This window comes from Pseudomonas poae RE*1-1-14, from assembly GCF_000336465.1.
Lineage (GTDB): Bacteria > Pseudomonadota > Gammaproteobacteria > Pseudomonadales > Pseudomonadaceae > Aquipseudomonas > Aquipseudomonas poae.
Genome location: NC_020209.1, coordinates 209,111 through 232,131 on the forward strand (window position 1 = coordinate 209,111; position 23,021 = coordinate 232,131).

At 60.8% G+C, this 23,021-nt stretch carries 22 protein-coding genes; 18 read left to right on the top strand and 4 right to left on the bottom strand.

Translation table 11 applies throughout. The features are described from left to right. Window positions 1-81 precede the first annotated feature (81 nt). Window positions 82-795: an SIMPL domain-containing protein gene (locus H045_RS00955; protein ID WP_015371160.1), complete on the bottom strand. Its 714-nt coding sequence runs from the start codon at window positions 793-795 to the stop codon at window positions 82-84. A gap of 247 nt (window positions 796-1,042) precedes the next feature. Between H045_RS00955 and H045_RS00960 the strand changes: the two genes are divergently transcribed. The 3 genes from H045_RS00960 to H045_RS00970 all read left to right on the top strand — a co-directional run bounded on the left by H045_RS00960 (window position 1,043) and on the right by H045_RS00970 (window position 4,681). Further along, window positions 1,043-2,305 (top strand): ATP-binding protein, encoded by a 1,263-nt coding sequence (locus H045_RS00960; protein ID WP_004372280.1) that lies wholly within the window; start codon window positions 1,043-1,045, stop codon window positions 2,303-2,305. Continuing rightward, a complete protein-coding gene (locus tag H045_RS00965; RefSeq protein WP_004372278.1) occupies window positions 2,298-2,858 on the top strand; it encodes a response regulator transcription factor in 561 nt (186 codons plus the stop codon). Before H045_RS00960 ends, H045_RS00965 begins: the two co-directional genes overlap by 8 nt. 98 nt (window positions 2,859-2,956) lie before the next feature. Then, window positions 2,957-4,681, top strand: coding sequence for an ABC transporter ATP-binding protein/permease (locus H045_RS00970; RefSeq protein WP_015371161.1), 1,725 nt, complete (start codon window positions 2,957-2,959; stop codon window positions 4,679-4,681). Window positions 4,682-4,866: 185 nt separating this feature from the next. Here the strand turns inward: H045_RS00970 and H045_RS00975 are convergent, their stop codons facing one another. Further along, on the bottom strand, window positions 4,867-5,304 hold the full coding sequence (locus tag H045_RS00975) for a Z-ring associated ZapG family protein (RefSeq protein ID WP_004372274.1): 438 nt from the start codon (window positions 5,302-5,304) through the stop codon (window positions 4,867-4,869). Between the two features lie 147 nt (window positions 5,305-5,451). On the opposite strand from H045_RS00975, the gene H045_RS00980 reads away from it, so the two are divergent. From H045_RS00980 to zapE, 3 genes are all read left to right on the top strand, one after another. Continuing rightward, window positions 5,452-6,081 (top strand): alpha/beta hydrolase, encoded by a 630-nt coding sequence (locus H045_RS00980; RefSeq protein ID WP_041931580.1) that lies wholly within the window; start codon window positions 5,452-5,454, stop codon window positions 6,079-6,081. A 24-nt stretch (window positions 6,082-6,105) separates the two neighbouring features. Further along, window positions 6,106-7,461, top strand: coding sequence for a tryptophan--tRNA ligase (locus H045_RS00985; RefSeq protein WP_015371163.1), 1,356 nt, complete (start codon window positions 6,106-6,108; stop codon window positions 7,459-7,461). A gap of 79 nt (window positions 7,462-7,540) precedes the next feature. Further along, window positions 7,541-8,635, top strand: coding sequence for a cell division protein ZapE (gene zapE / locus H045_RS00990; RefSeq protein ID WP_004372268.1), 1,095 nt, complete (start codon window positions 7,541-7,543; stop codon window positions 8,633-8,635). Window positions 8,636-8,772: 137 nt separating this feature from the next. Here zapE and H045_RS00995 read toward each other — a convergent pair whose 3' ends face one another. Both H045_RS00995 and H045_RS01000 read right to left on the bottom strand, forming a co-directional pair. After that, window positions 8,773-9,693, bottom strand: a complete 921-nt coding sequence (locus H045_RS00995) for a GlxA family transcriptional regulator (protein WP_169895159.1) — start codon at window positions 9,691-9,693, stop codon at window positions 8,773-8,775. 252 nt (window positions 9,694-9,945) lie between these two features. After that, a complete protein-coding gene (locus H045_RS01000; protein WP_004372264.1) occupies window positions 9,946-10,986 on the bottom strand; it encodes an NADP(H)-dependent aldo-keto reductase in 1,041 nt (346 codons plus the stop codon). 249 nt (window positions 10,987-11,235) lie between these two features. Between H045_RS01000 and rplM the strand changes: the two genes are divergently transcribed. The 12 genes from rplM to garD all read left to right on the top strand — a co-directional run bounded on the left by rplM (window position 11,236) and on the right by garD (window position 22,875). Next, the gene (gene rplM / locus H045_RS01005) at window positions 11,236-11,664 is read left to right on the top strand and encodes a 50S ribosomal protein L13 (protein ID WP_003171742.1); all 429 of its coding nucleotides are present in this window, start codon (window positions 11,236-11,238) and stop codon (window positions 11,662-11,664) included. Window positions 11,665-11,678: 14 nt separating this feature from the next. Beyond that, window positions 11,679-12,071: a 30S ribosomal protein S9 gene (gene rpsI, locus H045_RS01010; protein ID WP_003216038.1), complete on the top strand. Its 393-nt coding sequence runs from the start codon at window positions 11,679-11,681 to the stop codon at window positions 12,069-12,071. A gap of 268 nt (window positions 12,072-12,339) precedes the next feature. Continuing rightward, window positions 12,340-12,933 (top strand): ubiquinol-cytochrome c reductase iron-sulfur subunit, encoded by a 594-nt coding sequence (gene petA, locus H045_RS01015; protein ID WP_004372253.1) that lies wholly within the window; start codon window positions 12,340-12,342, stop codon window positions 12,931-12,933. After that, on the top strand, window positions 12,933-14,144 hold the full coding sequence (locus tag H045_RS01020; RefSeq protein WP_015371164.1) for a cytochrome b: 1,212 nt from the start codon (window positions 12,933-12,935) through the stop codon (window positions 14,142-14,144). The genes petA and H045_RS01020 overlap by 1 nt, the downstream gene beginning before the upstream one ends. Continuing rightward, a complete protein-coding gene (locus tag H045_RS01025) occupies window positions 14,144-14,923 on the top strand; it encodes a cytochrome c1 (RefSeq protein WP_015371165.1) in 780 nt (259 codons plus the stop codon). Before H045_RS01020 ends, H045_RS01025 begins: the two co-directional genes overlap by 1 nt. A 149-nt stretch (window positions 14,924-15,072) precedes the next feature. Continuing rightward, window positions 15,073-15,690: a glutathione S-transferase N-terminal domain-containing protein gene (locus tag H045_RS01030; RefSeq protein ID WP_004372247.1), complete on the top strand. Its 618-nt coding sequence runs from the start codon at window positions 15,073-15,075 to the stop codon at window positions 15,688-15,690. Between the two features lie 17 nt (window positions 15,691-15,707). Next, the gene (locus H045_RS01035; protein WP_004372245.1) at window positions 15,708-16,127 is read left to right on the top strand and encodes a ClpXP protease specificity-enhancing factor; all 420 of its coding nucleotides are present in this window, start codon (window positions 15,708-15,710) and stop codon (window positions 16,125-16,127) included. A 159-nt stretch (window positions 16,128-16,286) separates the two neighbouring features. Then, on the top strand, window positions 16,287-17,036 hold the full coding sequence (locus H045_RS01040; protein WP_004372242.1) for a FadR/GntR family transcriptional regulator: 750 nt from the start codon (window positions 16,287-16,289) through the stop codon (window positions 17,034-17,036). Between the two features lie 318 nt (window positions 17,037-17,354). Next, window positions 17,355-18,266, top strand: coding sequence for a 5-dehydro-4-deoxyglucarate dehydratase (gene kdgD / locus H045_RS01045; protein WP_015371166.1), 912 nt, complete (start codon window positions 17,355-17,357; stop codon window positions 18,264-18,266). Window positions 18,267-18,320: 54 nt separating this feature from the next. After that, window positions 18,321-19,766: an aldehyde dehydrogenase family protein gene (locus H045_RS01050; RefSeq protein WP_015371167.1), complete on the top strand. Its 1,446-nt coding sequence runs from the start codon at window positions 18,321-18,323 to the stop codon at window positions 19,764-19,766. A gap of 179 nt (window positions 19,767-19,945) precedes the next feature. Beyond that, complete coding sequence (locus H045_RS01055; protein WP_015371168.1) at window positions 19,946-21,310, top strand: MFS transporter; 1,365 nt, start codon at window positions 19,946-19,948, stop codon at window positions 21,308-21,310. An 11-nt stretch (window positions 21,311-21,321) separates the two neighbouring features. Beyond that, window positions 21,322-22,875, top strand: a complete 1,554-nt coding sequence (garD, locus tag H045_RS01060; protein ID WP_004372231.1) for a galactarate dehydratase — start codon at window positions 21,322-21,324, stop codon at window positions 22,873-22,875. The last annotated feature ends 146 nt before the right edge of the window (window positions 22,876-23,021 follow it).

Below are 23,021 nucleotides of genomic sequence, written 5' to 3' on the forward strand. Positions count from 1 at the left end.
TAGATGGCAGGCATATAAACGCTGCCCAAACGAAAACGGCGGTCACCGAGGTTACCGCCGTTTAGGTGTGTCAGGTAGGGGTTACTGCATCTGCACTTCGATCACGCCATCGGCGCTCATATTGACCTGGCTGGTGCCAGCCTCCACCTCGGGCGTCGGCGCTGAATCGACCATCGCCGATTTCATCATCATCGCGCCACGGGCATAGGGCATCGGGTAGCCATTGCTGTTGAAGTTCAGGTTGACGATCTTGTAACCCTTGCCGCCCAGTGCGTCCGTCGCCAGTTGTGCACGGGCCTTGAAGGCGGCCACCGCGTCCTTGAGCAACGCGTCTTCGCTGGCCTTGCGCGTGGTGTCGGCGATGGCGAAGTCCATGTTCTGCATTTTCAGGGTGTTGAGCAGCTCGCCGGTGAGCTTGGACAGCGCCGGGAAGTCCGCGCTTTCCAGGCGCAGTTCGGCGCGTTCGCGCCAGCCGGTGATCTTCTGGTTCTTGTTGTCGTAGATCGGGTAGCTGTTGCGGCTGCCCTGGCGCAGGGTCACGGCCTTGACTTCGCGGGCCTGGCCGAGCGCGGTGTTCATGGTGTTGGTGATTTCGGCGGCGAGCTTGGCCGGGTCGCTGTTCTGCGATTCGGTATAGAGGGTGACGATCATCTTGTCGCGGGCGACTTCCTGGCTGACTTCAGCGCGCAGGGAGATCTGGTTGTAATGCAGCTCCTCGGCGGCCAGCGCCGGCAGGCTGACCAGGGTGCTGGCGCCGAGGGTGAGCAGGGCGGCGCTGCGAGTGAAACGAGACATGGAAGCTCCTTGGGACAGTGGTGTTGGGTATGACTGTAGACGTTGGTGTCGGGTTCTTCGGGTTTACGAATTAGAAAAAAAGTTTCAAGCGACAAGCTGCAAGTGAATGCGTGGCGAACTTGCAGCTTTCAATGTGCGGCTCGTAGCGGCAGTGCCGGCTGCGGCAAAGAGCCACACATCCGGTGCCCGAGGCGCTGCTTCGTTTATACTCCTGCCGATCCGCCTGCAGCGCTCATCGGGAGAGCCCATGCTCGCCGCCGTAAAACTGACTTCCGCCACCCGCCAGAACCTCTGGCGCCTGACGTTTATCCGCACCCTGGTACTGGCCGCACAGGCCGGCTCCGTCGGGCTCGCCTACTGGTTCGATCTGCTACCGCTGCCCTGGCTGCCGCTGGGCGTGACGCTGGGGTTTTCCACGGTGTTGTGCGTGTTCACCGTGATCCGGTTGCGTACCACCTGGCCGGTTACCGAGTTGGAATATGCGCTGCAGTTAGCCTGTGACCTGTTTATCCACAGTGTGTTGCTTTATTTCTCTGGCGGTTCCACCAACCCGTTCGTCTCCTTTTATCTGGTGCCGCTGACCATCGCCGCGGTGACCTTGCCATGGCGCTATTCGGTGGTGCTGTCGGGGATCGCGCTGACCCTCTACACCCTGCTGCTGGCCCAGTTCTATCCGCTGCAAACTTTCCCCATCGCGCGTGAAAACCTGCAGATCTACGGGATGTGGTTGAGCTTTGCGCTGTCGGCGGCGGTCATCACCTTTTTTGCCGCACGCATGGCCGAAGAGCTGCGCCGCCAGGAGGAACTGCGCGCCATTCGCCGCGAAGAGGGCCTGCGCGACCAGCAACTGCTGGCCGTCGCCACCCAGGCCGCCGGTGCGGCCCACGAACTCGGCACGCCACTGGCCACCATGAGCGTATTGCTCAAGGAAATGACCCAGGACCATCACGACCCGGCGCTGCAGGATGACCTCAGCGTGCTTCAGGAGCAGGTCAAGCAGTGCAAGTTGACCCTGCAGCAACTGGTACGCGCCGCCGAAGCCAATCGCCGCCTGGCGGTGGAGATGCAGGACGTGACCCAATGGATCGACGAAGCCCTGAATCGCTGGCACCTGATGCGTCCCGAAGCCAGTTACCGCTTTACCCTGCTGGGCCAGGGCAGCGTGCCGCGCATGGCGCCACCGCCTGACCTGACCCAGGCATTGCTCAACCTGTTGAACAATGCCGCCGACGCCTGCCCTGAAGGCCTTGGCGTGCAGCTGGACTGGGACGCCGAACACGTCACCCTCAGCATCCGTGACCACGGCGCCGGCGTGCCACTGGCCATTGCCGAGCAGATCGGCAAGCCCTTCTTTACCACCAAGGGCAAAGGCTTCGGCCTGGGCCTTTTTTTGAGCAAGGCCAGCGTGACCCGCGCGGGCGGCTCAGTGAAACTCTACAGTCATGAGGAAGGTGGCACGCTCACCGAGCTGCGCCTGCCCCGTGCCGCACGAGGAGATAGCGATGAGTGACGAGATCCAAGTCGAAGGCGAAGAGCTGCCGCATCTGTTGCTGGTAGATGACGACGCCACCTTTACCCGGGTGATGGCGCGCGCCATGAGCCGTCGCGGCTTTCGCGTGAGCACCGCAGGCTCCGCCGAAGAAGGCTTGAGCATCGCCCAGGCCGACCTGCCGGACTACGCCGCGCTCGACCTGAAAATGGACGGCGACTCGGGCCTGGTGCTGTTGCCCAAGCTGCTGGAACTCGACCCGGAAATGCGCGTGGTGATCCTTACCGGATACTCGAGCATCGCCACCGCCGTCGAGGCCATCAAGCGCGGCGCCTGCAACTACCTGTGCAAGCCGGCGGACGCCGACGACGTGCTGGCCGCGCTGCTCTCCGAGCACGCCGACCTCGACACCCTGGTGCCGGAAAACCCGATGTCGGTGGACCGTCTGCAGTGGGAACACATCCAGCGCGTGCTGACCGAGCACGAAGGCAATATCTCGGCCACCGCCCGCGCCCTCGGCATGCACCGCCGCACCTTGCAACGCAAGCTGCAAAAGCGTCCGGTGCGCCGCTGAACCTAAGCTGAACGACCCGTCTCAGGCCGCACGGAGCCCTGAACCGATCCCTTATGATCGGTTCAAACGCCTGCCATTTTTCCTACAGAGCCTGAACGATGAACCAGAACGCAGAGTATTCCGCGGTCAATGACGCCGTGCATGGGCAATTCTTCCGTCGAACCTGGGCGATGATCACACCGTATTGGCGCAGTGAGGAGAAGGGCAGGGCGTGGCTGCTGCTGGCCGCAGTGATTGCGCTGTCACTGTTCAGCGTGGCGATCTCCGTGTGGATCAACCACTGGTACAAGGATTTCTACAACGCGCTGGAGAAGAAGGACACCGCCGCATTCTGGCAACTGATCGGCTATTTTTGCGGGATCGCGACGGTGGCCATTCTCGGCGCGGTCTACCGCCTTTACCTGACGCAGATGCTGACCATCCGCTGGCGCGCCTGGCTGACCGAAAAACACTTCGCGCGCTGGCTCGCCCACAAGAACTACTACCAGCTGGAGCAGGGCGGTTACACCGACAACCCCGACCAGCGGATTTCCGAAGACCTCAACAGTTTCACCTCCAACACCCTGGGCCTGGGCCTTGGGCTGCTGCGCAACGTCGTCAGCCTGGTGTCGTTTTCGGTGATCCTGTGGGGTGTGTCGGGCAGTATCGAGGTATTTGGCATCACCGTCCCGGGTTACATGTTCTGGTGTGCACTGGTGTATGCCGGCGTCGGCAGTTGGCTGACCCATCTGATCGGGCGTCGTCTGATCGGCTTGAGCAACCAGCAGCAACGCTTCGAAGCCGACCTGCGTTTCTCCATGGTGCGGGTGCGCGAGAATGCCGAAAGCATCGCTCTGTACAACGGCGAGCCCAACGAGAATCAGCGCCTGAAGACGCGTTTCGGCCGGGTGTGGCACAACTACTGGGACATCATGAAAGTGTCCAAGCGCCTGACCTTTTTTACCGCCGGTTACGAGCAGATCGCGATCGTGTTCGCGTTTATCGTGGCGGCCCCGCGTTACTTTGCCGGCAAGATCGAGCTGGGCGAGCTGATGCAGATCAACTCGGCGTTCGGCAACGTGCAGGGCAACTTCAGCTGGTTTATCAGTGCCTATACCGACCTCGCCGCCTGGCGCGCCACCAGTGACCGTTTGTTGAGCTTCCAGCAAGCCATGACCGACAACGAGCAACGACCGCCCGCCATCGAGGTGAATGCCGAAGGCGAGCGCTTGATGGTGCAGGGCCTGGGCATGAACCTGGCCGATGGCCGTCACTTGCTTACCGATGCGAACATGATTGTCGAACCGGGCCAGCGCCTGATGCTCAGCGGTCGCTCCGGCAGCGGCAAGAGCACCCTGCTGCGTGCGATGGGCCACTTGTGGCCAACGGGTCATGGCAGCATTCGCCTGCCGGCGGCGCGTTATCTGTTCCTGCCGCAAAAACCCTACCTGCCGATCGGCACGTTGAAAGCAGTGTTGAGTTATCCACAGGACAACAGCGCCTACACCGCCGAACGTTATGCGCAGGTGCTGGAAACCTGCCGCCTGCCGCAACTGGTGGCGCGCCTGGACGAGGCCAACCATTGGCAGCGCATGCTTTCGCCCGGCGAGCAGCAGCGTCTGGCCTTTGCCCGCGCCTTGTTGTTCGCGCCGCAATGGTTGTACATGGACGAGGCGACCTCGGCCATGGACGAGGAGGATGAGGCCAGCTTGTACCAAGCCCTGATCGATGAGCTGCCGGGGCTGAGCATTGTCAGCGTCGGTCACCGCAGCAGCCTCAAGCGCTTCCACGGACGGCATGTACGGATCGAGGGTGGCTGGTTGCAGGAGCAGCCCGTTTCCTGAGCATTGGATGCGGTCAGTGTGGAAGGGGGCTTGCTTGCGATAGCGGTCTGCCAGTTACCGGTGAGCTGACTGATACATTGCAATCGGGAGCAAGCCCCCTCCCACATTTTGACCAGACGTGAGGCTCAAACAAAAAGCCCGGCTGATCATTGATCAGCCGGGCTTTTTGTCGTGCCTGAAAAGACTTACTTCTTCAAGCCGTAATGCTCATCCAGCATGCCGGGGGCGTTCGGCGTTTTTGGCGCGTAGTCCCGTGGTGGCTCCTGGTTTTCCCGAGGTGGCGTCAGTCGCTCCCGGGGGGCTTGCGGTGCATCGGAATGCAGCGCGGCCAGCAGGCGCTGGCGGGTGATGTCATCCAGGGCCAGGCGGTTGGCGCCATCGGCGAGATGGTCCTGTACATCCTGGTAGCTCTGGGTGAGTTTCTTGACCAGGGTCGCGGTGCTGTTGAAGTGGGTAACAACCTCGTTCTGATAACTGTCAAAACGTTCCTGAATGTCATCCAGCTGACGCTGCGTGCGGTTAGGCGCGGCATTCGGCAGCAGGCGAGCAACCAGGAATCCAATGGCGACACCGGCAACCAGGGCAAGAGTCGGCAACAACCAAACTAAGAGCGAGTGTTCCACGAGTCCTTCCTCTATAAACGGCTTTGCTTTACGTTAACGGCTCGGACCTGCGCTGTATACCGCGATTAAGCTCGCAATGATGCCATGCACAGACTTTTAGCTAGACGAGTCGACCCTTTGAGAGGTCACGGAGTTCATCTCTTGCTCATGCGTGAAACCCCCGTTTTGATCGATGGCCCGGTGGGCCAATTGGAAGCCCTGTACCTGGATCACCCCGAGCCACACGGCCTGGCGCTGATCTGCCATCCCAACCCGGTGCAGGGCGGGACCATGCTTAATAAAGTCGTTTCGACCCTGCAGCGCACCGCGCGCGATGCCGGTTTGATTACGCTGCGTTTTAATTACCGTGGCGTCGGCGCCAGTGCCGGCACCCATGACATGGCCACCGGTGAAGTCGACGATGCCGAAGCGGCCGCCACTTGGCTGAGGGAAAAACACCCTGACCTGCCGATCACCCTGCTGGGGTTTTCCTTCGGCGGTTATGTGGCCGCCAGCCTCGGCGGTCGCCTGGAAGCAAAGGGCGAGCAACTCGCGCATCTGTTCATGGTCGCCGCTGCGGTGATGCGCCTGCGCGATACCGATGTACTGCCGCAGGGCTGCCCGCTGACCGTGATCCAGCCGGAAACCGACGAAGTCGTCGACCCGCAAATCGTCTACGACTGGTCCGCCGCCTTGAAACGCCCCCATGAGCTGCTGAAAGTGGCAGAATGCGGGCACTTTTTTCATGGCAAGCTCACCGATCTGAAGGATCTGGTGTTGCCGCGCCTCTCGAATTGACAGCAGTCTGACAAGCGATTACCCATGACGACTCGTACCCGTATCCTCACCGGCATTACCACCACCGGCACGCCGCACCTGGGCAACTACGCCGGTGCGATTCGCCCGGCGATCCTGGCAAGCGAAGACGCCAATGCCGACTCCTTCTACTTTCTGGCCGACTACCACGCCCTGATCAAGTGCGATGACCCGCAGCGCATCCAGCGCTCGCGCATGGAAATCGCCGCGACCTGGCTGGCCGGTGGCCTGGATGTGAACCGGGTGACGTTCTATCGCCAGTCCGACATTCCGGAAATTCCCGAGCTTACCTGGCTGCTGACCTGCGTGGCGGCCAAGGGCCTGCTCAACCGCGCGCATGCCTACAAGGCGTCGGTGGACAAGAACGTGGAAGCCGGCGAAGACCCGGACGCGGGTATCAGCATGGGCCTTTACAGCTACCCGGTGCTGATGGCGGCGGACATCCTGATGTTCAACGCGCATAAGGTGCCGGTCGGTCGCGACCAGATCCAGCACGTGGAAATGGCCCGGGATATCGGCCAACGCTTCAACCACCTGTTCGGCAAGGGCAAGGAGTTTTTCACCATGCCCGAAGCATTGATCGAAGAAAGCGTCGCCACCTTGCCGGGCCTGGATGGTCGCAAGATGTCCAAGAGCTACGACAACACCATCCCGTTGTTCACTAGCGCCAAGGACATGAAGGACTCGATCTCGCGCATCGTCACCGACTCCCGCGCCCCGGGCGAAGCCAAGGACCCGGACAATTCGCACTTGTTCACGCTCTACCAGGCGTTCGCCACCAAGGCCCAGGAAGAAGAGTTCCGCGCTGAGTTGTTGCAAGGCCTGGGCTGGGGCGAGGCGAAGAACCGCCTCTTCACCCTGCTCGACGGCCAGCTCGGCGAAGCTCGCGAGCGCTATCACCAGTTGATGTCGCGCCCTGCGGACATGGAAGACCTGCTGATGGTCGGCGCCAGGAAGGCCCGCGCCGTGGCGGCGCCGTTCCTTGCCGAGTTGCGTGAGGCGGTGGGCTTGCGTTCATTCGTCGAGCAGGCTGCTGCTCCCGTCAGCGCCAAGAAGAAAGCCGCCAAAGCCGCGCGCTTCGTGAGCTTCCGTGAAGACGACGGCAGCTTCCGCTTCCGCTTGTTGGCTGCCGATGGCGAGCAACTGCTGCTGTCGCGCAACTTCGCCGACGGTAAAGCCGCGGGTGCGGTGACCAAACAGCTGCAAAGTGGCGTGATGCTGGACGTGCGTCCTGAAGCTCTGGGTTTTAGCGTGTGGCTGGACGGCGCGGCAGTCGCCGACAGCGCTCAGTTCGCCGATAACGCGAGCCGCGATGCCGCCATCGCCGCCTTGCGCGTCGCGTTGACCCCAACCGAGGATTAACCCGACCAAGGGTTGATTGCCATTCCCCAGGGCCGCCGCTACAGTGACGGCCCGTTTTTGTTGCCTTGCTAACGAAATTATGACGCCCCTAGAACGATATCAAGCTGATCTGAAACGCCCTGAATTCTTCCATGATGCGGCGCAGGAAAATGCCGTGCGTCATTTGCAGCGCCTGTACGACGACCTCGTCGCGGCCTCGCAAAACAAGCCCGGGATGTTCAGCAAGCTGTTTGGCAAGAAAGACCAGACGCCGGTCAAAGGCCTGTACTTCTGGGGCGGCGTTGGCCGGGGCAAGACCTACCTAGTGGACACCTTCTTCGAAGCGCTGCCGTTCAAGGAAAAGGTGCGCACGCACTTTCACCGCTTCATGAAGCGCGTGCACGAAGAGATGAAAACCCTGCCGGGTGAGAAAAACCCGCTGACCATCATCGCCAAGCGCTTTTCCGACGAAGCCAGGGTGATCTGCTTCGATGAGTTCTTTGTCTCCGACATCACCGACGCGATGATTCTCGGTACCTTGATGGAAGAGCTGTTCAAGAACGGCGTGACCCTGGTCGCCACCTCGAACATCGTGCCCGACGGCTTGTACAAGGACGGCCTGCAACGTGCGCGCTTCCTGCCGGCCATCGCGTTGATCAAGCAGAACACCGAGATCGTCAACGTCGACAGCGGCGTCGACTACCGCCTGCGTCATCTCGAGCAGGCGGAGCTGTTCCACTTTCCGTTGAACGAGGCGGCCCACGAAAGCCTGAAAAAAAGCTTCCGCGCCCTGACGCCGGAATGCACCCAGGCGGTGGAAAACGACAAGCTGATGATCGAGAACCGCGAAATCATCGCCTTGCGTACCTGCGACGACGTGGCCTGGTTCGAATTCCGCCAACTGTGCGACGGCCCGCGCAGCCAGAACGACTACATCGAACTGGGCAAGATCTTCCATGCGGTGATCCTCAGCGGCGTGGAGCAGATGAGTGTGACCACCGACGATATCGCGCGGCGGTTCATCAACATGGTCGATGAGTTCTACGACCGTAACGTCAAGCTGATCATCTCGGCGGAAGTCGAACTCAAGGACCTCTACACCGGCGGTCGCCTGAACTTCGAGTTCCAGCGCACGTTGAGCCGGTTGCTGGAGATGCAGTCCCACGAGTTCCTGTCGCGCGGGCACAAGCCTTAAGCAATCTGCAGAGCAATGGAGGTTCAGTGTGGGAGCCGGGCTTGCCCGCGATAGCGGTGTGTCAGCAACTAATCTGCTAGTTGATACACCGCTATCGCAGGCAAGCCAGCTCCCACATGGGTTTGTGTTTGCTTGGTTTATGCGGCTTGCTGGAATTGCTGGCGGTACTGGTTCGGTGACAGTTCGGTGTGCTGCCTGAACAACCGCGCGAAGAAACTCGCATCGTCATAACCCACCTCATAGCTGATGGTCTTGATGCTCTTGCGGCTGCCCGAGAGCAGGCCCTTGGCCGTCTCGATACGCAGGCGTTGCAGGTAGTGCAGCGGCTTGTCGCCGGTGGCGGTCTGGAAGCGGCGCATGAAGTTGCGAATGCTCATGCCGTGCTCGCGGGCCACGTCTTCGAAGCGAAACTTGTCGGCGAAATGCTCTTCGAGCCAGTGCTGGATCTGCAGGATGATGACGTCCTGGTGCAGCTTTTGTCCGCCGAAGCCGATGCGTCCCGGCGAGTAACTGCGCTGCACTTCATAGAGGATGTCACGGGCCACGGCCTGGGCGATGTTGGCGCCGCAAAAGCGTTCGATCAGGTAGATGTAGAGGTCACAGGCCGAGGTGGTGCCGCCGGCGCAGTACAGGTTATCGGCGTCGGTCAGGTGCTTGTCCTGATTGAGGTGAACCTGGGGAAAGCGCTCGCTGAAGGCCGTGAAGAAGCGCCAATAAGTAGTGGCCTCTTTGCCATCGAGCAGGCCGGCTTCGGCCAGCCAGAACACCCCGGTGGCTTCGCCGCACAGTACGGCGCCACGGGCGTGTTGCTCGCGCAGCCATGGCAGCACTTGCGGGTAGCGGGTGCACAGGGTTTCGAAGTCGTCCCAGAAGGCCGGTAACACGATGATGTCGGCGTCTTCCAGGCCGCCGTCAACCGGCATGATCACGTCGCTGAAGCTGCGCACCGGTTGGCCGTCGGGGCTGACCAGGCGGGTTTCGAAGCCCGGGTTCAGGCCCAGGCCCTGCTGTTTGCCGTAGCGCAGGCTGGCGAGGTGAAAAAAATCCTTGGCTTGCATGAGCGTGGACGCGAACACCCGGTCGATGGCCAGGATGCTGACGCGCCGCAACAGCGTGGAGGCTTGGTTGGACATGATTTCATTTATTCTTATAGGGGAAAGTGGTCACCAGACGGCTGGATCGTCTTATTTTTCGCCAGCCGTGTCCAGCCCCCTGTGACGCTGTCGGGAGCGAGCACCCACTCACATTCAACGGTGTTCACCGATCAAGTGTGGGAGGGCGCCTGCTGCCGATAGCGGTTTACACACCCATCAAGGTGCAGGGTTGGGATGCTCCTTCTGAATCGCCTCGATGCCGTCCAGCACGTCCCTGGACAACTTCAGCTCGGCACTGGCAATGTTGCTGTCCAGTTGCGCCAGGCTTGTGGCGCCAATGATATTGCTGGTCACGAACGGCTGCTGCGTGACGAACGCCAGGGCCATCTGCGCCGGGTCCAGGCCGTGCTCCCGCGCCAGCGCCACATAGCGGCTGCAGGCCGCTTCCGACTGCGGGTTGAAGTAGCGGCTGAAGCGGCTGTATTCCGTCAGCCGCGCCTTGGCCGGGCGGGCGCCGTTTTCGTATTTGCCGCTGAGCATGCCGAACGCCAGCGGCGAGTAGGCCAGCAGGCCGCACTGTTCGCGAATCGCCACTTCCGCCAGGCCCACTTCAAAGCTGCGGTTGAGCAGGTTGTAGGGGTTCTGGATCGACACCGCACGCGGCCAGCCACGGGCTTCGGCCAGGGCCAGGAATTTCATGGTGCCCCATGGCGTTTCATTGGACAGGCCGATGTGGCGGATCTTGCCGGCCTTGACCTGCTCGTCCAGCGCTTCGAGGGTTTCCTCCAGTGGGGTGATGTCTGGCTGATCCTCGTGCTGGTAGCTCAGCTTGCCGAAGAAGTTGGTGTTGCGCTCCGGCCAGTGCAGTTGGTAGAGGTCGATCCAGTCGGTTTGCAGGCGTTTGAGGCTGGCGTCCAGCGCCTGCACGATGTGGGTGCGGTTGTGTTTGAGGTTGCGGTCACGGATATAGTCGATGCCGTTGCCGGGGCCGGCGATCTTGCTGGCCAGGATCCAGTCGGCGCGGTCGCCGCGGCTTTTGAAGTAGTTGCCGATATACCGCTCGGTGGTGGCATAGGTGTCGGCCTTGGGCGGCACGGGGTACATTTCGGCGGTATCGAGGAAGTTGATTCCGGCTGCCTTGGCCCGTTCAATCTGGGCGAAAGCCTCTGCCTCGCTGTTCTGTTCACCCCAGGTCATGGTGCCCAGGGCTATCGCGCTCACGTTCAGATCCGTACGGCCCAGCTGTCGATAATCCATCGGGTACTCCTTGCAGGGAAAACAATCATAAAAGCAGGTTGAATTTTTTTTCGCAATCTGCATAATTGCCCACCTCTTTCTGCAGTGGAAGTGATGCGCCGTCTGCCGAAGAATCTTGCCGTTGAACGGACGCGCCGACCCGAGCCCCCGATAGCGTCTGTATCCGGCTGCCTTTGACTTGTCAAAGTACGCACTATTCAGTAAGATCCGCCGTCTAATTTACAGGGCGGCCCCTGAGGCTATTAAAGAATGACAACTTTTACTGCAAAACCGGAAACAGTTCAGCGCGACTGGTTTGTCGTCGACGCCGCTGGTCAGACCCTGGGTCGTCTGGCCACTGAAGTCGCCAGCCGTCTGCGTGGCAAGCACAAGCCTGAGTACACCCCTCACGTTGATACCGGTGACTACATCGTGATCATCAACGCTGAGCAGGTACGTGTTACCGGCAACAAAGCGCAAGACAAAATGTACTACCGTCACTCCGGTTTCCCAGGCGGTATCAAGTCTTCCAACTTTGAAGGCCTGATCTCCAAGAAGCCTGAAGCCCCGATCGAAATCGCGGTCAAAGGCATGCTGCCGAAGGGCCCACTGGGTCGCGATATGTTTCGCAAGCTGAAAGTCTATGCGGGCGCTGTACACCCTCATGCTGCTCAGCAGCCCCAAGAACTGAAGTTTTAACGGAATAGTTCATTATGTCGGCGACTCAAAATTACGGCACTGGCCGTCGCAAAACCGCAACCGCACGCGTTTTCCTGCGTCCGGGCACTGGTAACATCTCGATCAACAACCGCACTCTGGAAAACTTCTTCGGTCGCGAAACTGCCCGCATGGTAGTTCGTCAGCCGCTGGAACTGACCGAGACCGTTGAAAAGTTCGACATCTACGTCACCGTTATCGGTGGCGGTGTAAGTGGTCAGGCTGGCGCAATCCGCCACGGTATCACTCGCGCTCTGATGCAGTACGACGAAACCCTGCGTGGCGCTCTGCGCAAAGCTGGCTTCGTGACTCGCGATGCCCGTGAAGTTGAACGTAAGAAAGTCGGTCTGCGTAAAGCGCGTAAGCGTCCGCAGTACTCGAAGCGTTAATTCGCTTTACGTTCCACAAAAACGCCCAGTCTCCTCACGGAGCTGGGCGTTTTTTATTGCTCGGGATTCGTGCGTATTTTCCTCGGTGACAACATGCCACGTCCGTATAGTCCTTATACTTCAAGGGCTGTTGGCCAGGCTCAGGGGGACTCCCTTTTCACGGATGTGGCTTTTAACTACCATCCGACAACGCTTTTACAGGCAGAGATTCAACACTGAGCAGGCGCCTGATTTAGCGGGCTATAGAGCTGATGGGGGAGAGGATTGAATGAGCAATGACGGCGTGAATGCAGGCCGGCGTCGCTTCCTGGTAGCAGCCACCTCTGTGGTGGGTGCTGCAGGAGCGGTGGGGGCTGCGGTCCCGTTCGTGGGGTCATGGTTCCCCAGCGCCAAGGCGAAAGCTGCGGGCGCGCCGGTGAAGGTGAATGTCAGCAAGATCGAGCCTGGGCAGCAGATGATTGTCGAGTGGCGCGGCCAGCCGGTGTTCATTGTGCGTCGTACCGAGGAAATTCTGAGGAACCTGAAAAGCCTCGAAGCCCGTTTGTCTGACCCCAGCTCCGAGAACTCCGACCAGCCCGCCTATGCCAGGAATGAAGTGCGTTCGATCAAACCCGAGATTCTGCTGCTGGTCGGTTTGTGTACGCACCTGGGTTGCTCACCGACGTTTCGCCCTGAAGTCGCACCGGTCGACCTGGGCAAGGACTGGGTTGGCGGCTACTTCTGCCCGTGCCACGGGTCCCATTACGATCTCGCCGGGCGCGTCTACAAGTCCCAGCCTGCACCGCTGAACCTGCCCGTGCCGCCGCATTCCTACGAAACGGACGACGTAATTGTCATTGGCCTCGACCAGGAGAACGGATGATGAGCAAGTTCATGGACTGGATCGATGCGCGCTTTCCCGCCACCAAACTGTGGGAAGGCCACCTCAGCAAGTACTACGTGCCGAAGAATTTCAACTTCTTCTACTTCTTCGGCTCCCTGGCCTTGCTGGTGCTGTTCAACCAGATCATTACCGGCGTCTGGCTGACGATGAGTTACACGCCCACGGCTGAGGAAGCGTTCGCCTCCGTTGAAGGCATCATGCGTGACGTCAACCATGGAGCCACCCTTCGAACGCTGCATGCCGTGGGCGCCTCGATGTTCTTCATCGTCATCTACCTGCACATGTTCCGTGGCCTGCTTTACGGTTCCTACCAGAAGCCCCGCGAGCTGGTGTGGGTGTTCGGCATGCTGATCTACCTGGCGCTCATGGCAGAAGCTTTCATGGGCTATCTGCTGCCATGGGGGCAGATGTCGTACTGGGGCGCCCAGGTGATCATCTCGCTGTTCGGCGCAATTCCGCTGATCGGCAACGACCTGGCCCAGTGGATCAGGGGTGACTACCTGGTTTCCGGCATCACCCTGAACCGTTTCTTCGCGTTGCACGTCGTGGCCCTGCCGATCGTGATCCTGGGGCTGGTAGTGCTGCACATCCTGGCGCTACATGAGGTGGGGTCCAACAATCCGGATGGCGTGGACATCAAGCAGTACAAGGACGAGAACGGCATTCCGCTGGACGGTATTCCATTCCACCCTTACTACACCGTGAAAGACCTTGTCGGCGTGGTGGTATTTCTATTCGTGTTCTGCTCGATCGTGTTCTTTTTCCCGGAAATGGGCGGTTACTTCCTCGAGAGACCCAACTTCGAACCCGCCAACCCTCTCAAGACGCCCGAGCACATTGCCCCGGTCTGGTACTTCACGCCGTTCTACGCGATCCTGCGCGCCATCCCCGACAAATTCATGGGCGTGATCGCCATGGGCGCCGCTGTCGCGGCGTTGTTCGTGTTGCCCTGGCTCGACCGTAGCCCGGTCAAGTCAATGCGCTACAAGGGCTGGCTGAGCAGGCTCTGGCTGTGGCTGTTCTGCATGTCGTTCGTGACGCTGGGCGTGCTGGGGCTACTGGCGCCGACGCCTGGGCGCACGGTGTTGTCGCAGGTCTGCACCTTCCTGTACTTCGCCTACTTCATGCTGATGCCGTTCTATACCCGGATCGAGAAGACCAGACCGGTTCCGCAAAGGGTGACGGGCTGATGAAAAAACTATGTGTGGCATTGATGCTGGCGGCGCTGCCACTGCTGGCCTGCGCCGCCGAGCATGAGGCACCGCTGGAGCACGTCGACATCGACGTGTCCGACAAGGTCGCCCTGCAGGACGGCGCGCGCACCTTCGTCAACTATTGCATGGGCTGCCACAGCGCCAAGTACCAGCGCTATGAGCGCGTGGCCGACGACCTGGGCATCCCTCACGCGCTGATGCTGGAGAAGCTGGTGTTCACCGGCGCCAAAATCGGCGACCACATGGACATTGGCATGCAACCTGCGGATGCCAAGGCCTGGTTCGGCGCGGTACCGCCCGACCTGACCCTGGTGGCCCGGGTTCGCGGCAACGATTGGCTGTACGGCTATCTCACGTCGTTCTATGAAGACCCGGCCCGCCCATGGGGCGTGAACAACAAGGTCTTCCCGAATGTGGGCATGCCGAACGTTCTGGTCGGCCTGCAGGGTCGCCAAGTGGTAGGATGCACGCAGGTTCAGGCCGTTGAAGATGGCAAGAAGCAATATGACCCGTTGACCGGTACGCCGCTGACCCATCAAGCGTGTGATCAACTGACCATCCTGCCCAACACCGGTACGCTGAACGAAGAGCAGTTTGACGAGAAGGTCAGAAACCTGGTGACCTTCCTGGCCTACTCGGCCAACCCGGTCAAATTGCAGCATCAGCGCATCGGTACGTACGTCTTGCTCTACCTGGCTTTCTTCTTTGTATTCGCCTATCTGCTCAAACGTGAATACTGGAAAGATGTGCATTGATCCAACCGTAAGCAATTGCTGTTAATCTTGCGCGCCCAGCGGCTTCTCTGACTACACGGCGACCTGGTTGAACCGGGTGCTGCAGAGAGGCGCCCTGGGCGCGCTCGTTTTTGAGCTTTCGATAATTTCAACAAGCGAGGAGGACCGCCATGGGCGTGACCAACCGGTTGGCCTGTTACTCCGACCCCGCCGACCACTATTCCCACCGAGTACGTATCGTGCTCGCAGAGAAGGGTGTCAGCGCCGAGATCATCAGTGTGGAAGCGGGTCGTCATCCGCCGAAGCTGATCGAAGTGAACCCTTACGGCAGCTTGCCCACCCTGGTCGATCGTGACCTGGCGTTGTGGGAGTCGACCGTGGTGATGGAATACCTGGATGAGCGTTACCCGCATCCGCCCTTGCTGCCGGTGTATCCGGTGGCGCGCGCCAACAGCCGTCTGTTGATTCACCGGATCCAGCGCGACTGGTGCGGGCTGGTGGATGTGATCCTCGATTCGCGCAGCAAAGAGGCAGCCCGTGTCGTGGCGCGCAAGGAATTGCGCGAGAGCCTGACAGGCGTTTCGCCGCTGTTCGCGGATAAACCTTTTTTCCTCAGCGAGGAACAAAGTTTGGTGGATTGCTGCCTACTACCCATACTCTGGCGCTTGCCGATCCTGGGCATTGAACTGCCACGGCCGGCCAAGCCGCTGCTTGATTACATGGATCGCCAATTTGCGCGTGAGGCTTTCCAGGCGAGTCTGTCTGGCGTCGAACGCGACATGCGCTAAGGCTTAAGGAGCCGTTGATGAACTCCAGTCGACCCTATTTGGTCCGCGCCCTCTACGAGTGGATTGTGGACAACGATTGCACCCCGCACATGCTGGTCAATTCCGAATTCCCCAAGGTGGATGTACCCCAGGGTTTTGCCAGTGACGGACAGATTGTGCTGAACGTATCACCCAGTGCCGTGCGCCACCTGCACATGGACAACGAAGCCGTCAGTTTCGAAGGCCGTTTCGGCGGTGTGCCGCATACGCTCTTCGTGCCGATTGGCGCCATCCTCGGCATCTACGCCCGGGAAAATGGCCAGGGCATGGTGTTTGATCTCGAATCGCCTTTCGAGGACGAGCCGTCCATCGAAGACGACGGCGGTAATGATCTGCCGCCGCCGGATTCGGAGCCACCGCGCCCCAGCGGCCGGCCGAGCTTGAAAGTGGTGAAGTAAAGGGTTTGTCCTTGCGGACGCTCCCAATTAATGCCCCGACCTGTGTCGGGGCATTTTTTTTGCGCGCAGGATAGGGGTGAAAGTCGCGCCTGGACAGTGATCGTACAACCACCATGGGCTATGATGCGTGTTCAAGCTCACCGAGAAAGATGATTCATCATGGAAAACGCCAGCACCGCCCCTCGTCTTCCCCGCAAGCGCCGCAGCCTTGCCCAGGAATTGGTCACGGTGTTGTCCGAGCAGATCCGTGACGGCCAGCTCAAGCGCGGTGACAAGTTGCCCACCGAGTCGGCGATCATGGACGCCCATGGGGTCAGCCGCACGGTGGTGCGCGAAGCCATCTCGCGCCTGCAGGCGGCGGGGCAGGTGGAGACCCGCCACGGCATCGGCACCTTTGTGCTCGATACGCCAAGCCCCAGCGGCTTTCGCATTGACCCGGCCACCGTGGTGACCCTGCGTGACGTATTGGCGATCCTCGAGCTGCGTATCAGCCTGGAGGTGGAGTCGGCGGGCCTGGCTGCCTTGCGCCGCAGTGATGAGCAACTGGCCGCCATGCGCGCCGCCCTCGACGCCCTCAACGAAAGCGCCGCCCACGCCGGCGACGCGGTTGCCTCGGACTTTGCGTTTCACCTGGAAATCGCTCTGTCCACCGGCAACCGTTACTTCACCGACATCATGACTCACCTGGGCACCAGCATCATCCCGCGAACCCGCCTGAATTCGGCGCGTCTGGCCCATGACGACCAGCAGCACTACATGGTCCGCCTGAGTCGCGAACACGAAGAAATCTACGACGCCATTGCCCGCCAGGATTCGGACGCGGCCCGCGCCGCGATGCGCCTGCACCTGACCAACAGCCGCGAGCGCCTGCGCCATGCCCATGAAGAGGCAGAGGCGCAGCGCAACTGAAGCAGAGGTTGCACGCGGTCAAAATGTGGGAGGGGGCTTGCTCCCGAAGGCAGTGGGTCAGTCAACATCAATGTTTGATGGATCGACGCTTTCGCGAACAAGTCGCACCACCGCTCCCACAGGGGATCTGCGCTTAACTGACTGGCATCAGAGCAAACCCCTCCCACATTGATTTCCATCGTCTGGAAAATCCTGCTGCACACCCGTTGTGATGAATTGCAGTTGACGAATCCTTTTATAGTTGTACGATGACGTACGACATCATCACAACCAACAATAACCTTTCGACAGAAAGTCTTCGCCCAGGGTGTTCGAATAATGAATCCACAAGAACTGAAGTCCATCCTTTCCCACGGTCTGCTGTCTTTCCCGGTGACCGATTTCAACGCCCAGGGTGACTTTCACCAAGCGGGCTACATCAAGCGTCTTGAGTGGCTGGCCCCGTACGGCGCCACGGCCCTGTTCGCCGCGGGCGGCACCGGTGAGTTTTTCTCCCTGGCGGCCAGCGAATACTCCCAGGTGGTGAAAACCGCAGTCGATACCTGCGCCTCCAGCGTGCCGATTCTTGCCGGTGTGGGCGGTGCGACGCGCCAGGCCATCGAATACGCCCAGGAGGCCGAGCGCCTCGGTGCCAAGGGCCTGCTGCTGCTGCCGCATTACCTCACTGAAGCCAGCCAGGACGGGGTTGCCGCCCACGTTGAAGCCGTGTGCAAATCGGTCAAGATCGGCGTCGTGGTCTACAACCGCAACGTTTGCCGCCTGACTGCGCCGCTGCTGGAACGTCTGGCCGAGCGCTGCCCGAACCTGATCGGCTACAAGGACGGCCTGGGTGACATCGAGTTGATGGTGTCGATCCGCCGTCGTCTGGGTGACCGTTTCAGCTACCTCGGCGGCCTGCCGACTGCAGAGGTTTACGCCGCTGCCTACAAGGCCCTGGGCGTGCCGGTGTACTCCTCGGCGGTGTTCAACTTCATCCCGAAAACCGCGATGGACTTCTACCACGCGATTGCCAAAGACGACCACGCCACCGTGGCCAACATCATCGACGACTTCTTCCTGCCGTACCTTGATATCCGTAACCGCAAAGCCGGCTACGCCGTGAGCATCGTCAAGGCGGGTGCGAAAATCGCTGGCTACGACGCAGGCCCGGTGCGCACGCCGCTGACCGACCTGCTGCCGGAAGAGTACGAAGCCCTGGCCGCGCTGATCGACAAGCAAGGCCCGCAATAACTTATCAACAAGGCCGCTGAGCAATCAGCGGCCTTTTGCGTCAGGAGAAGATTCGTGTCCCAAGCAAAGCGTTTTGAAAACTACATCAATGGCGAATGGGTAGCCGGTGCCGACTACTGCACCAACCTCAACCCGTCGGAGTTGTCCGATGTCATTGGTGAATACGCCAAGGCCGATGTCGCCCAGGTCAACGCTGCTATCGACGCCGCCCGCGCTGCGTTCCCGGCCTGGTCCACCTCCGGGATCCAGGCTCGCCATGACGCGCTGGATAAGGTCGGCAGCGAAATCCTCGCCCGCCGCGAAGAACTCGGCACCCTGCTGGCCCGGGAAGAGGGCAAGACCCTGCCCGAGGGCATTGGTGAAGTGACCCGCGCCGGCAATATCTTCAAGTTCTTCGCCGGTGAATGCCTGCGTCTGTCTGGCGACTACGTGCCCTCGGTACGTCCGGGCGTCAACGTCGAAGTCACCCGCGAAGCATTGGGCGTGGTCGGCCTGATCACCCCGTGGAATTTTCCGATCGCCATCCCCGCCTGGAAAATCGCCCCGGCCCTGGCCTACGGTAACTGTGTGGTGATCAAACCGGCTGAGCTGGTACCCGGCTGCGCCTGGGCCCTGGCCGAGATCATCTCGCGCGCGGGCTTCCCCGCCGGTGTGTTCAACCTAGTGATGGGCAGCGGTCGCGTGGTCGGTGACGTGCTGGTCAACAGCCCGAAAGTGGATGGCATCAGCTTCACCGGCTCCGTGGGCGTCGGGCGCCAGATCGCTGTCAGCTGCGTGTCGCGCCAGGCCAAGGTGCAGTTGGAAATGGGCGGCAAGAACCCGCAGATCATTCTCGATGACGCCGACCTCAAGCAGGCTGTCGAGCTGTCGGTGCAGAGTGCGTTCTACTCCACCGGCCAGCGCTGCACCGCGTCGAGCCGTCTGATCGTCACCGCCGGTATTCACGACCAGTTCGTCGCGGCGATGGCCGAGCGCATGAAGTCGATCAAGGTCGGCCACGCCCTCAAAAGCGGTACCGACATCGGCCCGGTAGTGTCCCAGGCCCAACTGGACCAGGACCTGAAATATATCGACATCGGCCAAAGCGAAGGCGCGCGGCTGGTGAGCGGTGGCGGCCTGGTGACTTGTGACACCGAAGGCTACTACCTGGCGCCAACGCTGTTTGCCGACAGCGACGCGGCAATGCGCATCAGCCGTGAAGAGATCTTCGGCCCGGTGGCCAACGTGGTGCGCGTGGCGGATTACGAGGCGGCGCTGGCGATGGCCAACGACACCGAGTTCGGTCTATCGGCGGGCATCGCCACCACGTCCCTGAAATACGCCAACCACTTCAAGCGCCACTCCCAGGCCGGGATGGTGATGGTCAACCTGCCCACCGCCGGCATCGACTATCACGTGCCGTTTGGTGGCCGTAAAGGCTCGTCCTATGGCTCGCGCGAGCAGGGCCGCTATGCGCAAGAGTTCTACACCGTGGTGAAGACCAGCTATATCGGTTCGTAATACGCAACACCTGTGGCAACGCTGTCTGTGGGCGCTGGCTTGCCTGCGATGCAGTCACCTCGGAGTGTCAATCACTCCACGGTGCCTGCTATCGCAGGCAAGCCGGCTCCTACAGAAAGCGTTGTCCGCAGCACAACTTGATGACCCGCAAAAAAAATAATTAGTGGGAGTACTTCTACATGCAAGCGACCAAGCCGACCCACGTCCGCTATTTGATCCTGCTCATGCTGTTTCTGGTGACCACGATCAACTACGCCGACCGGGCCACCATCGCCATCGCCGGCTCCAGCCTGCAAAAAGACCTCGGCATCGACGCGGTCACCCTCGGTTATATCTTCTCTGCATTCGGTTGGGCCTACGTGGCCGGGCAAATTCCCGGTGGCTGGCTGCTCGATCGGTTCGGCTCGAAGAAAGTCTATGCCCTGAGCATCTTTACCTGGTCGCTGTTCACCGTGCTGCAAGGCTATGTCGGTGAGTTCGGTATCTCCACCGCCGTGGTTGCGCTGTTCATGCTGCGCTTCATGGTGGGCCTGGCCGAAGCCCCGTCGTTTCCTGGCAATGCCCGTATCGTCGCGGCGTGGTTCCCCACGGCCGAGCGCGGCACGGCATCGGCGATCTTCAACTCGGCGCAGTACTTTGCCACCGTGTTGTTCGCGCCGCTGATGGGCTGGATCGTCTACAGCTTCGGCTGGCAGCACGTGTTCATCGTGATGGGCGTGATCGGCATCGTCTTCTCGCTGATCTGGCTGAAAGTTATCCACAGTCCGCGCCAGCACCCGATGATCAACGCAGCCGAACTCGATTACATCGCGGCCAATGGCGCGATGGTCGACATGGATCAGGACAAGGGCAAGGGCAAGAAAACCGACGGTCCGAAGTGGGATTACATCCGCCAGTTGCTGACCAACCGCATGATGCTCGGCGTGTACCTGGGCCAGTACTGCATCAACGGCATCACCTATTTCTTCCTGACGTGGTTTCCGGTGTACCTGGTGCAGGACCGTGGCATGACCATCCTCAAGGCCGGTTTCATCGCCTCGTTGCCGGCCATCTGCGGCTTTATCGGCGGTGTGCTGGGCGGGGTGATTTCCGATTACCTGCTGCGCAAGGGGCATTCGCTGACTTTCGCGCGCAAGGCGCCGATCATTGGCGGCCTGCTGATTTCCAGCAGCATCGTGGCGTGCAACTACGTGGATATCGAATGGATGGTGGTGGGCTTCATGGCCCTGGCCTTCTTCGGCAAAGGCGTTGGCGCACTGGGCTGGGCGGTGGTGTCCGACACCTCGCCCAAGCAGATCGCCGGCCTCAGTGGTGGCTTGTTCAACACCTTCGGTAACCTGGCGTCGATCACCACGCCCATCGTGATCGGTTACATCATCAGCACCACCGGCTCGTTCAAATGGGCGCTGGTGTTCGTCGGTGCCAACGCGCTGGTGGCGGTGTTCAGCTACCTGGTCATCGTTGGCCCGATCAAGCGTGTAGTCCTCAAAGAGCCGCCAAGCAAGGGGCCATCGTTGACCAACCTAACCGAAGCGCATTCCTGAGAGGCCCCGTGATGCAATTGATTGAACATGCCGACTCGCCGCGCTCGATCCGTTTGCACGAGCGCGACAACGTGGTGATCGTGGTCAATGACCAGGGCGTCCCGGCCGGGACCGAGTTCCCGGACGGCCTGGTCACCGTGGATTTCATCCCACAGAGCCATAAGGTGACGCTGGAAGATATTCCCGAAGGCGGTCAGATCATTCGCTACGGCCAGACCATCGGTTACGCCCTGGCGCCGATCCCGCGCGGCAGTTGGGTGCAGGAAGACCAACTGCGCATGCCCACCGCGCCGCCGCTGGACAGCCTGCCGCTGTCCACCGAGGTGCCTGACGCCCAGGCACCATTGGAAGGGTTCACGTTCGAGGGCTATCGCAACGCCGACGGCACGGTGGGCACGCGCAATATCCTCGGCATCACCACCACGGTGCAGTGTGTCACCGGCGTGCTGGACCATGCGGTCAAGCGCATCAAGGACGAATTGCTGCCCAAGTACCCGCATGTCGATGACGTGGTGGCGCTGACCCACAGCTACGGTTGCGGCGTGGCGATCACCGCGACCGACGCCTACATCCCGATCCGCACGGTGCGCAATCTGGCACGCAACCCGAACCTGGGCGGCGAAGCGCTGGTGATCAGCCTGGGCTGCGAGAAATTGCAGGCCGGGCAGGTGATGCATGAGAACGACAGCTCGGTCGACCTGAGCGAGCCGTGGCTGTATCGGCTACAGGACTCCAGCCACGGCTTCACCGAAATGATCGAGCAGATCATGGCGCTGGCCGAAACCCGCCTGAAAAAACTCGACCAGCGTCGCCGCGAAACTGTACCGGCGTCCGAGCTGATCCTGGGCATGCAGTGCGGCGGCAGCGATGCGTTTTCCGGCATCACCGCCAACCCGGCGCTGGGCTATGCCTCGGATCTGCTGTTGCGGGCCGGGGCGACGGTGATGTTTTCCGAAGTGACCGAAGTTCGTGATGCCATCTACCTGCTGACGTCGCGCGCGCAAACGAAGGAAATTGCCCAAGAGCTTGTGCGGGAAATGGACTGGTACGACCGCTACCTGGCCAAGGGCGAGGCGGACCGCAGCGCCAACACCACGCCGGGCAACAAGAAGGGCGGGTTGTCGAACATTGTCGAGAAGTCCCTGGGCTCCATCGTCAAGTCCGGCAGCAGCGCGATCAGCGGCGTGCTGGGCCCCGGCGAGCGGTTCAAGGGCAAAGGCCTGATCTTTTGCGCGACGCCGGCCAGCGACTTTGTGTGCGGCACCTTGCAACTGGCGGCGGGTATGAACCTGCATGTGTTCACCACTGGGCGCGGCACGCCTTACGGGCTGGCGATGGCGCCGGTGGTGAAGGTGTCGACGCGTACGGAGCTGGCGCAGCGCTGGCCGGACCTGATCGACATCGACGCCGGACGTATCGCCACCGGGCGGGCGAGTATCGAGGAACTGGGCTGGGAGTTGTTTCACTTCTACCTGGACGTGGCCAGCGGCAAGAAACAGACGTGGGCCGAGCATCACAAGCTGCATAACGACATCACCCTGTTCAACCCGGCGCCGATTACCTGAGACCGCGTCGCCTGCATCGGGAGCAAGCCCCCTCCCACATTTGACTGCATTCACAGTTCACAATGTGAGAGGAGGCTTGCTCCCGATAGCGGCCTACCAGACGCCACCGCGCCGCATGGCTTATCATTGGCCCTCTGACGACGCGC

Coding starts and splice junctions, on each gene's coding strand:
- H045_RS00955 (WP_015371160.1), bottom strand. CDS start 795: ATGTCTCGTTTCACTCGCAGCGCCGCCCTGCTCACCCTCGGCGCCAGC.
- H045_RS00960 (WP_004372280.1), top strand. CDS start 1,043: ATGCTCGCCGCCGTAAAACTGACTTCCGCCACCCGCCAGAACCTCTGG.
- H045_RS00965 (WP_004372278.1), top strand. CDS start 2,298: ATGAGTGACGAGATCCAAGTCGAAGGCGAAGAGCTGCCGCATCTGTTG.
- H045_RS00970 (WP_015371161.1), top strand. CDS start 2,957: ATGAACCAGAACGCAGAGTATTCCGCGGTCAATGACGCCGTGCATGGG.
- H045_RS00980 (WP_041931580.1), top strand. CDS start 5,452: ATGCGTGAAACCCCCGTTTTGATCGATGGCCCGGTGGGCCAATTGGAA.
- H045_RS00985 (WP_015371163.1), top strand. CDS start 6,106: ATGACGACTCGTACCCGTATCCTCACCGGCATTACCACCACCGGCACG.
- zapE (WP_004372268.1), top strand. CDS start 7,541: ATGACGCCCCTAGAACGATATCAAGCTGATCTGAAACGCCCTGAATTC.
- H045_RS00995 (WP_169895159.1), bottom strand. CDS start 9,693: ATGCAAGCCAAGGATTTTTTTCACCTCGCCAGCCTGCGCTACGGCAAA.
- H045_RS01000 (WP_004372264.1), bottom strand. CDS start 10,986: ATGGATTATCGACAGCTGGGCCGTACGGATCTGAACGTGAGCGCGATA.
- rplM (WP_003171742.1), top strand. CDS start 11,236: ATGACAACTTTTACTGCAAAACCGGAAACAGTTCAGCGCGACTGGTTT.
- rpsI (WP_003216038.1), top strand. CDS start 11,679: ATGTCGGCGACTCAAAATTACGGCACTGGCCGTCGCAAAACCGCAACC.
- petA (WP_004372253.1), top strand. CDS start 12,340: ATGAGCAATGACGGCGTGAATGCAGGCCGGCGTCGCTTCCTGGTAGCA.
- H045_RS01020 (WP_015371164.1), top strand. CDS start 12,933: ATGAGCAAGTTCATGGACTGGATCGATGCGCGCTTTCCCGCCACCAAA.
- H045_RS01025 (WP_015371165.1), top strand. CDS start 14,144: ATGAAAAAACTATGTGTGGCATTGATGCTGGCGGCGCTGCCACTGCTG.
- H045_RS01030 (WP_004372247.1), top strand. CDS start 15,073: ATGGGCGTGACCAACCGGTTGGCCTGTTACTCCGACCCCGCCGACCAC.
- H045_RS01035 (WP_004372245.1), top strand. CDS start 15,708: ATGAACTCCAGTCGACCCTATTTGGTCCGCGCCCTCTACGAGTGGATT.
- H045_RS01040 (WP_004372242.1), top strand. CDS start 16,287: ATGGAAAACGCCAGCACCGCCCCTCGTCTTCCCCGCAAGCGCCGCAGC.
- kdgD (WP_015371166.1), top strand. CDS start 17,355: ATGAATCCACAAGAACTGAAGTCCATCCTTTCCCACGGTCTGCTGTCT.
- H045_RS01055 (WP_015371168.1), top strand. CDS start 19,946: ATGCAAGCGACCAAGCCGACCCACGTCCGCTATTTGATCCTGCTCATG.
- garD (WP_004372231.1), top strand. CDS start 21,322: ATGCAATTGATTGAACATGCCGACTCGCCGCGCTCGATCCGTTTGCAC.